Annotated in this window: 13 protein-coding genes; 4 read left to right on the top strand and 9 right to left on the bottom strand. The window is 72.1% G+C overall.

Going from position 1 to position 14,600, the window contains the following annotated elements:
* Nucleotides 1-103 precede the first annotated feature (103 nt).
* Both AWZ10_RS34075 and AWZ10_RS34070 read left to right on the top strand, forming a co-directional pair.
* Nucleotides 104-454 carry a hypothetical protein gene (locus AWZ10_RS34075; protein ID WP_046707392.1) on the top strand — a complete coding sequence of 117 codons (351 nt, stop codon included), beginning with the start codon at nt 104-106 and terminating at the stop codon, nt 452-454.
* A gap of 199 nt (nt 455-653) precedes the next feature.
* Nucleotides 654-2,084 (top strand): S28 family serine protease, encoded by a 1,431-nt coding sequence (locus AWZ10_RS34070; RefSeq protein WP_060892934.1) that lies wholly within the window; start codon nt 654-656, stop codon nt 2,082-2,084.
* Between the two features lie 81 nt (nt 2,085-2,165).
* Here AWZ10_RS34070 and AWZ10_RS34065 read toward each other — a convergent pair whose 3' ends face one another.
* A complete protein-coding gene (locus AWZ10_RS34065; RefSeq protein ID WP_208618600.1) occupies nt 2,166-2,813 on the bottom strand; it encodes a hypothetical protein in 648 nt (215 codons plus the stop codon).
* Between the two features lie 200 nt (nt 2,814-3,013).
* Nucleotides 3,014-4,816 (bottom strand): glycoside hydrolase family 3 protein, encoded by a 1,803-nt coding sequence (locus AWZ10_RS34060; protein ID WP_060892933.1) that lies wholly within the window; start codon nt 4,814-4,816, stop codon nt 3,014-3,016.
* An 857-nt stretch (nt 4,817-5,673) separates the two neighbouring features.
* Here AWZ10_RS34060 and aroA point away from each other — a divergent pair.
* Together aroA and AWZ10_RS34050 are read left to right on the top strand one after the other, a co-directional pair.
* Nucleotides 5,674-6,915, top strand: coding sequence for a 3-phosphoshikimate 1-carboxyvinyltransferase (aroA, locus tag AWZ10_RS34055; RefSeq protein ID WP_046706600.1), 1,242 nt, complete (start codon nt 5,674-5,676; stop codon nt 6,913-6,915).
* Between the two features lie 28 nt (nt 6,916-6,943).
* A complete protein-coding gene (locus AWZ10_RS34050) occupies nt 6,944-7,684 on the top strand; it encodes a Type 1 glutamine amidotransferase-like domain-containing protein (protein ID WP_046706601.1) in 741 nt (246 codons plus the stop codon).
* A gap of 53 nt (nt 7,685-7,737) precedes the next feature.
* Here AWZ10_RS34050 and AWZ10_RS34045 read toward each other — a convergent pair whose 3' ends face one another.
* The 7 genes from AWZ10_RS34045 to AWZ10_RS34015 form a co-directional block, all read right to left on the bottom strand.
* A complete protein-coding gene (locus AWZ10_RS34045; RefSeq protein WP_046706602.1) occupies nt 7,738-8,634 on the bottom strand; it encodes an RNA polymerase sigma-70 factor in 897 nt (298 codons plus the stop codon).
* On the bottom strand, nt 8,631-9,845 hold the full coding sequence (locus AWZ10_RS34040; RefSeq protein WP_060892932.1) for an NAD(P)/FAD-dependent oxidoreductase: 1,215 nt from the start codon (nt 9,843-9,845) through the stop codon (nt 8,631-8,633). Before AWZ10_RS34040 ends, AWZ10_RS34045 begins: the two co-directional genes overlap by 4 nt.
* Nucleotides 9,846-9,993: 148 nt before the next feature.
* Nucleotides 9,994-10,950, bottom strand: a complete 957-nt coding sequence (locus AWZ10_RS34035; protein WP_060892931.1) for an MHYT domain-containing protein — start codon at nt 10,948-10,950, stop codon at nt 9,994-9,996.
* A 234-nt stretch (nt 10,951-11,184) separates the two neighbouring features.
* Nucleotides 11,185-11,991: a sugar phosphate isomerase/epimerase family protein gene (locus tag AWZ10_RS34030; protein WP_046709347.1), complete on the bottom strand. Its 807-nt coding sequence runs from the start codon at nt 11,989-11,991 to the stop codon at nt 11,185-11,187.
* A gap of 422 nt (nt 11,992-12,413) precedes the next feature.
* Entirely contained in the window at nt 12,414-12,662 is a 249-nt protein-coding gene (locus AWZ10_RS34025; RefSeq protein WP_060892930.1) for a CDGSH iron-sulfur domain-containing protein, read from the bottom strand.
* Entirely contained in the window at nt 12,643-13,530 is an 888-nt protein-coding gene (locus AWZ10_RS34020) for a methyltransferase (protein ID WP_079104546.1), read from the bottom strand. The genes AWZ10_RS34025 and AWZ10_RS34020 overlap by 20 nt, the downstream gene beginning before the upstream one ends.
* 7 nt (nt 13,531-13,537) lie before the next feature.
* Nucleotides 13,538-14,533, bottom strand: coding sequence for an iron-containing redox enzyme family protein (locus AWZ10_RS34015; protein ID WP_046709340.1), 996 nt, complete (start codon nt 14,531-14,533; stop codon nt 13,538-13,540).
* Nucleotides 14,534-14,600 lie beyond the last annotated feature (67 nt).

The raw sequence follows: 14,600 nt of genomic DNA, 5'->3' as shown, positions 1-14,600 counted from the left end.
TCCCTCCGAGCGGGCAACCGTTCGAGGGGGTTGTGCGTCCGTACATCAGTACGGGCGTGTAGCGGGAGGGGCAGCAGTGAGCAGGCGTGGGATACGTCGGCGAATGACGCTCGGACTGGCCGTGCTGACGACCGCCGGGCTGCTGACACTGGCCGGGCCGCCGGCGAGCGCGGAGGCCGCCGCGTCCTGCGGCGGACGCAAGGTGCGGACGCTGACCTTCGACACCGGGACCGTACGGGTGTACCGCAAGGGCGGCCGGTATGTGTGCGCCGTGCTCGTGCCCAGGAAGCAGGCCCGCAAGGGGACCGTGCGCATCCGGGCCCGGGGCGGCCAGTGGGTGCGCAACGAGAAACACCCCGCCGGTCCCGTGACCGTGCACGCGGGCCGACGTGCCGTGTGGATCAACGCACGGGCCGGCGGCAAGACGTACGACTCGGGCTGGATCCTCCGCTGAACCACCACGCCCGCCACGCCCACCGGGCCGCCGCCTCCGGGGCCTTCGGGGGCTTCGGCGGATCGGTGTGCCACACAGGGTTTTCCCTATCCCTCCCATCTGCGGCTGAAAGCAGTCCAGTTGGCCCCATTCTTCCCTGGTGCCCCGGCCGTGGCTCCGATAGCTTCCGGCGCACAGCTGCTGCATAGGGGAGAAACGCATGCGCAAAGCACTCCGATGGGTGCTGTCGCTCGTGGTGCTCATTGGCACGTTGAGCACGGCGGGGGCGGCCACCGCCGCGGGGCCGGACACCGCTGACATCAAGGACCGACTGCTCGGGGTACGGGGCATGAGCCTGGTCGAGGAGAAGGCGTACCCGGGCTACCGCTTCTTCGTCCTCAACTTCACCCAGCCGGTGGACCACAGGAACCCGAAGAAGGGCACGTTCCAGCAGCGGATCACGGTGCTGCACAAGGACACGGCCCGTCCGACGGTCTTCTACACCGGCGGCTACAACGTCTCCACCAACCCCGGTCGCCGCGAGCCCACCCAGATCGTGGACGGCAACCAGGTCTCCATGGAGTACCGCTTCTTCAACCCGTCCCGCCCCGACCCGGCCGACTGGTCCAAGCTGGACATCTGGCAGGCGGCCAGCGACCAGCACCGGATCTTCAGGGCGCTGAGGAAGATCTACAACAAGAAGTGGATCTCGACGGGCGGCTCGAAGGGCGGCATGACCGCCACCTACTTCGAGCGCTTCTACCCGCACGACATGGACGGCGTCGTCGCGTACGTCGCCCCCAACGACGTCGTCAACAAGGAGGACTCGGCGTACGACCGGTTCTTCGCGAACGTCGGCACCAAGGAGTGCCGCGACCGGCTGAACGCCGTGCAGCGCGAGGCGCTCGTCCGTCGTGAGCCGCTGGAGAAGAAGTACGCGGAGGTCGCCGCCGCCGAGGGCTACACCTTCGACACGGTCGGCAGCCTCGACAAGGCGTACGAGGCGGTCGTCCTCGACTACGTGTGGGGCTTCTGGCAGTACAGCAAGCTCGCGGACTGCGACAGCGACGTCATCCCGAAGGACGCCAAGTCCGCGACGGACGACGAGATCTGGACGTCCATCGACACGATCTCCGGCTTCTCCTTCTACGCCGACCAGGGCCTGGAGCCGTACACGCCGTACTTCTACCAGGCCGGTACACAGCTGGGCGCGCCCACGATCGAGTTCCCGCACATCGAGAAGAAGTACATCCGCTACGGCTACCAGCCGCCCCGGAACTTCGTCCCGCGGGACATCGAGATGAAGTTCCAGGACCACGCGATGCGGGACGTCGACACCTGGGTCCGTGACAACGCCAAGCAGATGCTCTTCGTCTACGGGCAGAACGACCCGTGGGGCGCTGAGCCGTTCCACCTGGGCAAGAAGGCCCGCGACTCGTACGTCTTCACGGCACCCGGCGCCAACCACGGCGCCAACGTCGCCGGTCTCGTCGAGGCGCAGAAGGACCTGGCCACGGCCCGGATCCTGAAGTGGGCGGGCGTCGCCCCGGCCACCGTCCAGGCGGACCCGGGCAAGGCGAAGCCGCTGGCGAAGTTCGACTCCAGGCTCGACAAGCGTGATGTCGAGCGGGAGCCGGCGCTGCGGCCGTAACCGGTCCGCGTCGCACGTGAGTTGAGCCCCGGTGCCGAGCCTGTACGGCGGCACCGGGGCTCAGCCGTCGTGCGGCCCCTCTCACACCGGCACCGCGCACCCCACCGGCCGGTTCCCGCCCAACCGCACATACAGATCGGTCGCGGCCGGACACCGCGCCTTCGCGTCGACGGCCGTCGTCACCTCGTACTCCGGATCGTGCCTGCCCTGGCCGTCGCAGGCCGTCTCGCGGCCCTCGCCCCGCCCGGCGCCGTAGACACAGTCGCCGACGATGGTGCGGGGACCGCCCCCGCCGCCGGGGTCGCCCGGGTGCGGCGGCTGGAGCTTGCGCATACAGGCGTACCCCTGCGGTACGGACCCGTCGCCGTCCTCGTCCTCGGCGGACCCGCCGGACTCGCCGAAGGAGGACCGGGACTCGCTGATGTGGAGGACGAAGTCCGTGGTCGGCGGGCAGAGCGGCCCCTGCCCGACCCGGCCGTCGTGCCGCGCCACGACCCGGGCGGCGGCCCGCTCGCCCGCGCAGGGCACCTCGGCGAAGCTGGTCGTCCCGAACGAACTGCACTCGTCGACCCCGAGGAACACCGTCCCGTACCCGGACGGCAGGGTGGGCGCCGTCGTGGTCGTCCACTCCGCGGACTCCTCGCCCACCCCGCCCGACCAGGCCTGACACCCCGAGAGCGCGGCGACGCCCAGCGCGACGGCAGCCACGAGCACCCCTGTACGCACCATTCGAACGCGACGCACCCCTCGCACGGCCACCCCCCGATGAACTCCCGCCCAGCGTGACCCCGCGGAGAGGGCCACGTCAGACATATCGTGCGCTTTGCGCCACTTGGGGGTGGTGCGCGAGGTGTGCGACGTAGGACCCGTACGCCACGTTCCGTACATGAGGGTCCGTACGTCAGGCCCGGGGCGGCAGGGCGTGTAGGTCAGGGTCCGTAGGTCAGGCCGTGCCCGATCGGGTACAGCACCCGCGCCGGATCGTCGGCCCGCTGTACCGGCACCGGCAGCTTCCCGCGCGGCGCCACCCGCCCGGCCAGCACCCGCGCCGCCGCCCGCACCTCGACGTCCGTCCACGAGTACGACGCCAGGCAGCCCTTCACATCGGGCAGCTGGGCCACGTCGTACGGGTTCCGGACCGCGACCGCCACCACCGGGACCCCGGTGGCGAGGAGCCGCGTGACGAGCGTCCTCTGTGTGCCGGCCGCCGTCACGTTGTACGTCGCCACGACCACCGCGTCCTTGCCCGCCGCCGCCGCGACGGCCTGGTCGATGACGGACCGGGTGGGTGCCGTACCGGTCGACAGGCGGGTCGTGGTGAAGCCGAGGGAGGCGAGTTCGGCGGCGAGGACGGCCGTCGGCGGTCCCGTGGTGCCCGACGGGGACGCCGGGTCGGCACCGACCACCAGCACGTTCCGGTGCGTACGACGGGACAGTGGCAGCAGTGAGCCCTCGTTGACCAGGAGCGTCGTGGTCCGCTCGGCGATCCGGTCGGCGGCGTCGAGATGCCGCCGGGTCCCCACCACCCGGTCGACGCCGGCCTCACTCACGTACGGCCGTTCGAACAGTCCGAGCTTCGCCTTGAGCCGCAGGATGCGGAGGATCGACTCGTCGAGGCGGGCCTCGGTCAGCCGGCCGTCGCGTACGGCGGCGAGGACGGCGTTCCACGCCACGTCGATCGACGGCGGGTTGAGGAGCTGGTCGGCGCCGGCCTGCAGGGCCAGCACCGGCACCTGGTCGTCGCCGTACTTCTCCCGTACGCCCTGCATGGTGAGCGAGTCGGTGACGACGACCCCGTCGTAGCCCAGCTCGCCGCGCAGGATGCCGGTGAGGATCGGGCGGGAGAGGGTGGCCGGGTCACCGGACGGGTCCAGGGCGGGGACCATGATGTGCGCGGTCATGATCGAGTCGATGCCGGCGCGGATCGCGGCCCGGAACGGCGGGGCGTCGAGGGCGGTCCACTGCTCCCGGGTGTGTTCGATGACCGGGAAGCCGTAGTGGCTGTCGACGGCCGTGTCCCCGTGCCCCGGGAAGTGCTTGGCGGTGGCCGCGACCCCGGCCCCCTGATACCCCTTCACCTGTGCGGCGACCAGCCCCGAGACGGCCTTCGGGTCGGCGCCGAAGGACCGGACGCCGATGACCGGGTTGGCCGGGTTGACGTTCACGTCGGCGACCGGCGCGTAGTCCTGCCGGACGCCGATCGCCCGCAGCTCGGCGCCGCCGATACGTCCGGCCTCGCGGGCGTCGGCCCCCAAGCCGCCCGCGCCGAGCGCCATCGCGCCCGGCAGCAGCGTGGCGGGCCTGCCGACCCTGGCCACGATGCCGTGTTCCTGGTCGGTGGAGATGAGCACGGGCAGGCCGCGGGGGAGGCCGAGGGAGGCGCGCTGGATGCCGTTCGACAGGGCGGCGATCTGGTGCGGGTCGCGGGTGTTGTGCGTCCAGGAGAAGTAGATGATCCCGCCGACGCGGTACTTCGCCAGCAGCTCGGCGGCCGTCCGGACGCCGAGCTCCTGGAGGTTGGCGTCGATGTCGGCCTGGTCGGGGGCGGTCGCGGAGTGCCCGTAGACCCGCATCACGAAGAGCTGGCCGACCTTCTCCTCAAGGGTCATGCGCGAGATGAGGCCGCGAAGTCTCTTGTCGTGGGGGCCGCTGCCGGCGTGTGCGTCGGTGCCGAGGGCCAGGGCGGTGGTGACGCCGGCCGTGGCGGCGAGAAGGGTACGTCTGGAGGGCACGTGCGTCGCTCCTTCCGGAAGGTGGGGAGAGAGGGAGCTGCTGAAGGAAACTTCCAAGGTGTCACGATTATCCGGGAAGTTTCTTCCGGTCAAGGGAACGCACGGTGGTGCCTGCGGCGAGGCTGTGGGGTGCTGCTGGACCTGAGTGACCTGAGGGGCCGTCACCGGCGCTGTCGGAGGGGGCGCGCCGGTGACGGCGTGCTGCCGGCCGCAGGCGGTGGAGAGGGTTGGTCAGCGTTCGCAGCCAGCAGCGAGGCCGACACCGCGCTGCGGAGACTCGTCCGGCGGCATGGCGGTTGGACGGGGTGGGGCGGGTTCGGGTTCCCGGAGGCTGCGGGTTTCGGGAAGTTGGTGCGGGTGGGGAGGGAGGGGCGCGGGGGAGCTCGGGGGGTTCGGTGCGTCGGCGGGTGCGGGTGAGTGGGGGCTGGTCGCGCAGTTCCCCGCGCCCCTAAAGATCAGGCCCCTGCGGGCCTGAAAGCCCACGGCCCTGCGGGCCTGAAAGCCCACGGCCCTGCGGGCCTGAAAGCGCACGGCCTTGCGGGTTTGAAGGCGCACGGCCTTGCGGGTTTGAAGGCGCACGGCCTTGCGGGCCTGAAAGCGCACGGCCCCGCGGGCCTGAAAGCGCACGGCCTGCGGTGCCGAAGGGCGGCGGGGCCGTGGTGCCGAAGGGCGGTGGGGTGGTGGGCCGAAAAGCACGGGGCGCAGCCCCTGCTTTTCAGGGGCGCGGGGAACTGCGCGACCAGCCCCCACTCACCCGCACCCGCCGACGCACCAACTCCCCGAGCCGGAACGCGGACACGAGGTCCATTTGCCGGACAGTCCGGCGCCCCCACGCGGTCGGGGTCCAGCATGGCGCCATGGCCCTCGTCGACATCCCCGGTTCCAAGTCCCTGACCGCCCGCGCCCTCTTCCTCGCGGCGGCGGCCGACGGCGTCACCACCCTCGTCCGGCCCTTGAGGTCCGACGACACGGAGGGCTTCGCGGAGGGCCTGGTACGCCTCGGCTACCGCGTCGGCCGTACCCCGGACGCCTGGCAGGTCGACGGCCGCCCGCAGGGCCCCGCGGTCGCGGAGGCGGACGTGTACTGCCGGGACGGCGCCACCACCGCCCGCTTCCTGCCGACCCTCGCCGCGGCCGGCCACGGCACCTACCGCTTCGACGCCTCCGCCCAGATGCGCCGCCGTCCCCTCGCCCCGCTGACCCGCGCCCTGCGCGACCTCGGCGTGGATGTGCGGCACGAGGAGGCGGAGGGGCACCACCCGCTCACCGTCACCGCGAACGGTGTCGAGGGCGGCGAGGTGGTGCTGGACGCCGGCCAGTCCTCCCAGTACCTGACCGCCCTGCTCCTGCTCGGCCCGCTCACCCGCACCGGCCTGCGCGTCACCGTCACCGACCTGGTCTCGGTGCCGTACGTGGAGATCACGATCGCGATGATGAGGGCGTTCGGCGTGGAGGTCGGCCGGGAGGGCGACACCTACGTCGTCCCGCCGGGCGGCTACCGCGCCACCACCTACCCGATCGAACCCGACGCCTCCACCTCCAGCTATTTCTTCGCGGCCGCCGCGCTCACCGGCGGCGAGGTCACCGTGCCGGGCCTGGGCGAAGGGGCGCTCCAGGGCGACCTGGGCTTCGTGGAGGTCCTGCGGCGGATGGGCGCGCTGGTGGACGTCGGCGTGGACCGTACGACGGTGAAGGGCACCGGCGAACTCCACGGTGTCACCGTCAACATGCGGGACATCTCCGACACCATGCCGACGCTCGCCGCGATCGCCCCCTTCGCGTCGGGGCCGGTGCGGATCGAGGACGTGGCGAACACGAGGGTGAAGGAGTGCGACCGGCTGGAGGCCTGCGCGGAGAACCTCCGGCGGCTGGGCGTGGACGTGGCGACGGGCGAGGACTGGATCGAGATCCGCCCGGGCACCCCCCGGGGCGCGGAGATCAGGACCCACGGCGACCACCGCATCGTCATGTCCTTCGCGGTGACGGGCCTGCGGACGCCCGGCATCACCTTCGACGACCCCGGCTGCGTACGGAAGACGTTCCCCGGCTTCCACGAGGCGTTCGCGGCGCTGTGGCGGGGGACGCGGACCGCCGGGTAGGGCGGCGGCCCTTGCTACCCTCCCGGTCATGACCGCCTCCGAGCCCACCATCGTCGCGACCTCGGGCGGCCACCGGCTCGGTGACCGCACCCGGGTGACCTTCCACTCGCTGGTGCACCACGCGGTGGAGCTGTCGGGGGTGAACGGGCGGCGGCCGAAGGTCATGTACGTCGGTACGGCGATCGGCGACGCCGAGCACATGACCGCCCGCATGAGCGAGGCGGCGCGGGTGGCGGGCTTCGACCTGACGCCGCTCGCGCTCTTCCCGATGCCCAACATCGAGGATGTCGAGGCGGCCGTCCTCGAACAGGACGTCGTCTGGGTCATGGGGGGCTCGGTCGCCAACCTGCTGGCCGTCTGGCGTGTCCACGGCCTCGATGGGACATTCCGCCGTGCCTGGGAGTCCGGCGTCGTCCTCAGCGGCGTCAGCGCGGGCTCCATCTGCTGGTTCCAGGGCGGCACGACCGACTCCTTCGGCCCCCGGCTCCGGCCGGTGACGGACGCGCTGGGCCACCTCCCGTACGGCAACGGCGTCCACTACGACAGCGACGAGGGCCGACGGCCGCTGGTCCACACCCTCGTCGCCGACGGCACCCTCCCGGAGACCCACTGCACGGACGACGGTGTCGGACTCGTCTACCGAGGCACCCGGTTGGTGGAGGCGGTCACCGAACTCCCGGGCAAGGGGGCGTACATCGTCCGGCGGGAGGGCGATACGGCGACGGAGGAGCGGGTGGAGCCCCGCCTCCTGCCGGAGCCGCGCACCTGAGTGCCCTCCCCGCGCATCCGCTGCCGAAGAACCCGCCCCGCCCTCTGCGACGCTCACCGCAGGGTGAGCCGGGTCTCCGAATCCACCCGGGACAGCTTCTCCGGGTTGCGGACGTAGTACAGGCCTGCGACCCGAGCGTCCTCGACGCGGATCGCCAGGATGCCGTCCAACTCGCCGTCCAGGTGCAGCGCGAGGGCCGGACTGCCGTTGACGACGGTGGGGAACACGGTCAGCGGGAGGCCGGACCTGCTCAGGCCGCCGAACATGAAGCGGACGACCTTGTCGGCGCCGGTGATCGGCCGGGGCGCGGCCCGCTTGATGCCGCCGCCGTCGCTCACCAGGACGACGTCGGGCGCCAGTACGTCGAGGAGGCCCTGCGGATCCCCGGTCTCCACCACGCGCCGGAACGACTCCAGCGCCGCCCGTGTCTCGTCGGCGGAGACCGCCTGGCGGGGCCGACGGGCGTCGACGTGCTTGCGGGCCCGGTGCGCGATTTGACGTACGGCCGCGGGGCTCTTGTCGACGGCCGTCGCGATCTCGTCGTAGCCGACGTCGAAGACCTCACGCAGCACGAAGACCGCGCGCTCGGTCGGCGACAGCGTTTCGAGGACGAGCATCAGCGCCATCGACACACTCTCGGCCAGCAGCGCGTCCTCGGCCACGTCGGGCGCGGTGAGCAGCGGCTCGGGCAGCCAGGGGCCGACGTACGACTCCTTGCGGCGGCTCATCGCGCGCAGCCGGTTGAGTGACTGCCGGGTCGTGATCCGGACCAGGTAGGCGCGCTGGTCGCGTACCTGTGCCAGGTCGACCCCCGCCCACCGCAGCCAGGTCTCCTGGAGGACGTCCTCGGCGTCGGCGGCCGACCCGAGCATCTCGTAGGCGACGGTGAAGAGCAGGTTGCGGTGGGCGACGAACGTCTCGGTCGCCGGGTCGGTGGTGTGCTCGCTCATACCTCGACTTCCCTCCCAACGGTGGCAGCGGCCCCGCCGCGCTCGGCCCGCAGCAGCTCACGGCGCCCGGCGCCTCCCGGGACCCGGTGCAGGCCGTACGAACCGGGCTTGCGGGCCTCGCCGGCCAGATGCTTGACGATGCCCGCGCACACGAACTCCTTGAGCTTCGCGCCGGTGCGGCCGTCGATGTGGAACCAGAGCGCCACGTCGTTCCGGTGGGCGAACTGGAAGATGCCGGCGCGTCGGCCCAGGCTGATGCACTGGCCGGCGAACACCTGGTTGAGGGGCGCGGGCCGCTCACCCGCGATCCGGGCCAGCACCGTGTCGGCGGCCCGCGCGCCCAGCGGCATCGCGGCCTGGCAGCTCATCCGCAGTGGCAGGCCCGACGGTGCCGCCGAGTCCCCGGCCGCGACGACGCGCGGGTCGTCCAGGCTCGTCAGCGTCTCGTCCGTGAGCAGGCGGCCCAGGGCGTCCGTGCGCAACCCGCTGCGCGCGGCCAGGTCCGGTACGCCGAACCCCGCGGTCCAGACGGTCACCGTGCTCGGTACCGCACGGCCGTCGTCGAGCCGTACGGCATCCCGCGTCACCTCCGTCACCTTCGTGCCGGGGCCGTCGAGCACGTCGACCCCCAGTTCGGCCAGCCGCCGGGCGACCGAGCGCCGGCCCCGGCGATGCAGATACGGGCCGAGCACCCCGCCGCAGACCAGGGTCACGGCGTGGCCCTTCTCCGCCAGTTCGGTGGCGGTCTCGATGCCGGTGGGGCCGGCTCCGACGACGGTCACCGGTGCCGTCGCGGGCGCGGTGTCGAGGATCGGCCGCAGCCGCTCGGCCTCCTCCAGGGAGGCGATCGGGTGGGCGAACTCGGCGGCTCCGGGCACGCCCGGGTCGGCGCTGCCGCTGCCCACCGCGTAGACCAGGTAGTCGTAGCCGACCGTGCCGCCCGACGCCAGCGTCACGCGGCGTTCGGCCGTCTCCATCCCGGCCACGGTGTCGACGACCAGCCGGACGTCCGGGGCCAGGACCTCCTGGTAGTCGACGACGGCCTCGTCGGTTCCGGCCACCAGTTGGTGCAGGCGGATCCGGTGGACGAAGGCCGGGCGAGGGTTGACCAACGTCACGGTCACGTCGTCGTGCCGGGTCAGGCGGTTGGCCGCCATGACACCCGCGTATCCGCCGCCGATCACGACCACGTCGATGCTGTTCTCAGTCATGGTGTCTCCTCCGCTTCAAGGGGATTCGACCTCAAGACACCGCCCACGCGATCGCTGTGACATCGGCTGCCTGATTTTCTCGGAACGATCTCACCGGCCGGTCTCACCGAGTGGCAACGGTCTCACCGAGTGGTCTCACCGAGTGGCCTCACCACTGTTGGATCCGGCGTCCGGTGCTCTGCGGCTGGGGCTGTTCCTGCGGCTGCTGCCGGGCCCGGCGGGTCGAGGGGTCGAAGAGGGAGCCGGGGGAGTCGTCCGGGTGCTGCAGCGGTACGTCGGGGCGGTCGGCGCGCCAGGACTGCGGAGGTTCCGGCCGCTGCCGCTCCCGCTCGCGCTCGCGCCGACGGACGGCGGACCGGTCCCAGTCGCCCTCACCCAGCACGAGCATCGGGTCGAACATCACGACCACACCAGCGAGCAGCAGGAAGATGACCGGTCCGATGAGCATGGGCAGGAGGATCGACGTGGGTGACTCACCGGTGAACGCGCCGGGGGCCGTGCCGTGCAGATGCACCCCCACCGCGGCCATCCCCGTGTAGTGCATCCCGGACACGGCGACCCCCATCACCAGGCTGGCGCCCAGGCTGGTGAGGAAGCCCCGGATCGACACGGCCGCCCAGAGCGCGGCGGTCGCGGCGACGATGGCGATGCCGACGGAGAGGGCGACGACGGCGATGTCGTACTGGATGTAGCCGTTCAACTGGATGGCGGCCATGCCCAGATAGTGCATGGCCGCCACCCCGAGCCCGGTGACGCACCCCGCCGAGCAGAGCGTGGACCGGCTGACACCGCGGTAGCCCACGGCGAAGACCCCGATGCCGACGACGGTGACGGCCACGACGAGGCTGAGCACGGTCAGCCCGACGTCGTAGTGGATCTCGCTCTCCTTGACCCGGAAGCCGATCATCGCGATGAAGTGCATCGTCCAGATGCCGCAGCCGATCGACGCGGCCCCGAGGGCCAGCCAGCCGGGCTTCCAGGACTGTTCGTTGTAGACCGACCTGACGACGCAGCGCAGTCCGAGCGCCGCGCCCAGGCAGGCCATGACATAGGCCGCCACTGGGGTGACCGCACCGTAACTGAAACCGTCTACTGTGCCTTGCATATGCCAAGACCCCCCGATCCATGGCCAGTTGTGCATGGCTGTTGCGGGAGGTAAGTCTGCTGTAAGCGCGTACCGCAGCGCTCCGTTTTCCAAGAGTTACTGACGGTACTTATTCAACGGGTGATCGACTTTGTGTGAGTCGATACTGATTCGCGGTCACAATGCCTGCGGGAAGCGGCCTGAGCTTGATGTCCTGCCGGGTTTCGCTTGTCTCCTCAAGCTCAGGCCATTGGATTACGCCGCGTCGTTGAGGAGTCGTCCGAGGTGTTCCCGGCCCGCCGCCAGCAGCTCCGGCAGCGGCGCGGCCCCCTCGTACCACCGCTTCTCGTACTCCCAGCAGAGCCACCCGTCCCAGTCCTTGCGGGAGAGGAGTTCGACGCACTCGCCGAGCGGGAGGACGCCCGCGCCGAGCGGGAGCGGGGTGGTGTCGTCGGGGGAGGCGATGTCCTTGACCTGGACGTAGCCGAGGAAGGGGGAGAGAGCGGCGTAGGACTCGGCGGGCTGTTCGCCGCCGAGCCAGGTGTGCATCACGTCCCAGAGCGAGCCGACGCTGCCGTGGCCGACGGGGCCGAGCACGCGGATCGCGTCGGCGCCGGTGCGGTGCGAGTCATGGGTCTCCAGCAGGACCCGTACGCCCCGGTCGGCCGCGTCCTCCGCCGCCGTACCGAGCCGCCGGGCCGCGATCGCGTCGGCCTCCCGCACGCTCTGGCCGCCGGCCAGGTCGGCGCCGGGGAAGACACGGACGAAGGGGGCGCCCAAGTCCTTTGCCAGGTCCAGCAGTTGGCGGATCTCGTCCAGTACGGGCCCGTCCTCGCCCGGCGCCGCGACCCGCGCGTACCCGGCGAGCCCCAGGATCTCCACGCCCGCCGCCTTGAACTCGGCGGCCACCTCGGCCCGTTCGTCTGCCCCGATCCCCGGATGCACCGGCTCCTCGGGATGGGCGCGCAATTCGACGCCGTGATAGCCGTGCGTGACGGCCAGCCGTACGACGTCGGCGATGGGGAGACCGGGGACACCGAGGGTGGAGAACGCGAGCTTCATGCCTTCGGACCGTACACGTCGGCCGGCGATGTGCGGCACCCTGCCGGGGTGTGTGGGTGCGGGTCGGCTGTCGGGTGGGGGCCGGAAGACTCCAGCCGGCTGACGGGGGCGGCGGGACAGGGGTGCACCCCTGTTCTCAGGGGCGCGGGCCGTGGCTGGAACGCGGCTCCGCCGCGGGCCGCGACCAGCCCCCACGGACCCGCGGCCGCATCGGAGGTCCCGCCGCTCCGACGGCTGCGAAGCCGGCCACTGGGCGATGTTCCCGAGGACGATGCTCCCGTCCGGGCCGAAGCGGGAGCCGTGGCAGAGGCACTGTCCCCGTCCGGCGCCGGATGCTCGCCCTCCTGCGGCGCGCTCCCGATCCGGTACGACCGCTGCACCGGCCGCTTGTGCTCCTTGGGCCGCATGGCTTCGGGGTCCCTTCAGACGGGCGGCGGCTGGGGGCTGCCGGGGTCGTCGGCATCGGTCGGCGGCGGCTGGGCACGGCGCCGGTGGCTGGTGTCGCACCACGGGTAGATCCGGCTGCGACGACAGGTGCACAGGGCCACGCAGAAGCGGTCCGACGACACGGTCGTACCGTCGTCCAATGTGACCTCGACCGGCCCCTCGACCAGCAGCGGGCCAGGGCGTTGCAGGGTGACGCGGCGGCGTTCAGCGGGGACTCTCGGCACGGATGATCACCAGCTCTTCCTTCTCGTCGCCGTCACCGATGCCGTCGTGGCTGCCGCCGTCACCGATGCCGTCGTGGCTGCCGCCGTCGCCGATGCCGTCGTGGCTGCCGCCGTCGCCGTCCCCCTCGGCCCGCAGCAGCCCGCGACCGCGCAGCCAGTCGCTCCGCGACCGCAGGACGGGCCCGAACGCGACCCGGCGGTGCTCCACGACGTCGGCCCGCAGCCCCGCCGCCCGCAGCTGCGTCAGCGTCCGCTCCGCGCCGCTCAGCGCCGAGTGGACCAGCAGCAGCACCCCGCCGGGGCGCAGCAGAGGTGGCGAGTCCCGGCAGATCCGATCCAGCACGAGCCGGCCGTCCCACCCGCCGTCCCAGGCCCGCGCGGCTCCCCTCGCGGGGCTGAGCCTGTCGGGCCTCGGTGCGGCGCCCGGCCCTTGACCCGGCCCGCTCCGCCGCGCCGGTTCCGGGCCCGGCACGTACGGCGGATTGGACAGGATGAGGTCGAAGGAACGCCCGGACACGGGGCCCAGCAGGTCTCCGCGTACGACCGTCATCGGCAGCCGCGCCAGTACGGCGTTGACCTTGGCGTTGAGTACGGCCCGCCAGGAGATGTCGACCGCCGTGACCAGCGCGCCCCGCCGCGCCGCGGCCAGTGCGACGGCGCCCGTCCCCGTACCGACGTCCAGCACTCGGGCCCGCGGGGCGACAGGTTCGCGCCCCAGGGCGTGGACCAGGAGTTCGGTGTCGTCCTGCGGGGCGTAGACGCCGGGCAGGGACACGGGGAGGGAGAGGAGGATCACGGGGATGGGCCTCCAGGTAGGGGAGTCGGTGGGGGAGGGACAGGGGGTCGGGGGAGCAGGGGAGCCGGTCATCCGATCGTCAGACCGGCGTGCGCAGGGACGACCGGCCCGCCCTCCACGCTCCGAGAAGGCGGTCGGCGAGGGCGTCCTCCAGATGGTTGGTGGCGTCGACGCCGAAGGCCACGTCGGCGTCCAGCTGCGGCTCCTCCTCCAGCAGCCCGGCGACGACCTCCCGCCGGACGATCTGCTCGTGTACGGCGTCGGCCTCGACGTGCTCGTCGTAGAAGTGCTCGGCGGCGGCGCCGGCCCCTGTCCGCCGCATGGCGTGGGCGAGGCGCCGGGAGCCGGGGGAGGAGGTGATCTCGACCGTCGCGAAGTGCCCGACCAGGGCACCGCGCAGGGCACGGTGCAGCCCGAGGAGGGACATCAGGTTCACCGGGGCGAGCGCCTCGGCACCGGCGGCGTCCACATAACGGCCGTACGCCGGGTCGAGCCCCAGGTCGGTCATGAGGTCGGCGAAGAGGCGTGCGTGCACCCGCTCGGCCCGGCCCCCGCCGAACTCGTCGAACTCGATCGCGGCCATCCCCGCCTTCGCCCGCCCCCACAACCGGGGCAGCACCCAGGCGTGCGGATCGGCCTCCTTCAGGTGGTACAGCGACCGCAGCGCCGCGTACTCACGCACCTGCCACAGCTCGGCCTCGTCCTGGAGGAAGTCACCGACACCGGCGTTGTCGCCGGCCGCCGGTTCCACGAGCAGGTCGTCCAGCGCCTCCCGGGCGCTCACATGCCGGGTCGCCCGGTCACGCAGCGTCTCCAGGAACGGCCACTCCAGGGCCGCCCGGCAGCGCAGCAGCTCCGGGTCCCATTCGAGGCCGGCGTCGACCTCGGCGAAACCCCGGTAGTGCAGTTCGTAGCAGAGGTACAGGGCGAGCTGGAGATCGTCGCCGAAGGGGTGGGCCCCGGCGATCTCCCGGCTGTCGGGCAGTGCCCCCTTGCCCCGCAGAAACCCCACGACCCCGGCCGAGATCCGGCCCCTGCTCTCCGGCAGCGCCGGTCCTGTCACCCGGGTCTCCATGGGCGCCGGGTACCCGTGATGCGCGAGCACTCACCTGTGGACCCCTGCTCATGGTGGTCATGGCGGC

This window comes from Streptomyces europaeiscabiei, from assembly GCF_001550375.1.
Lineage (GTDB): Bacteria > Actinomycetota > Actinomycetes > Streptomycetales > Streptomycetaceae > Streptomyces > Streptomyces europaeiscabiei.
The sequence above is the reverse complement of the archived record's forward strand: the minus strand, read 5'-3'. Positions and strand labels throughout refer to the sequence as shown.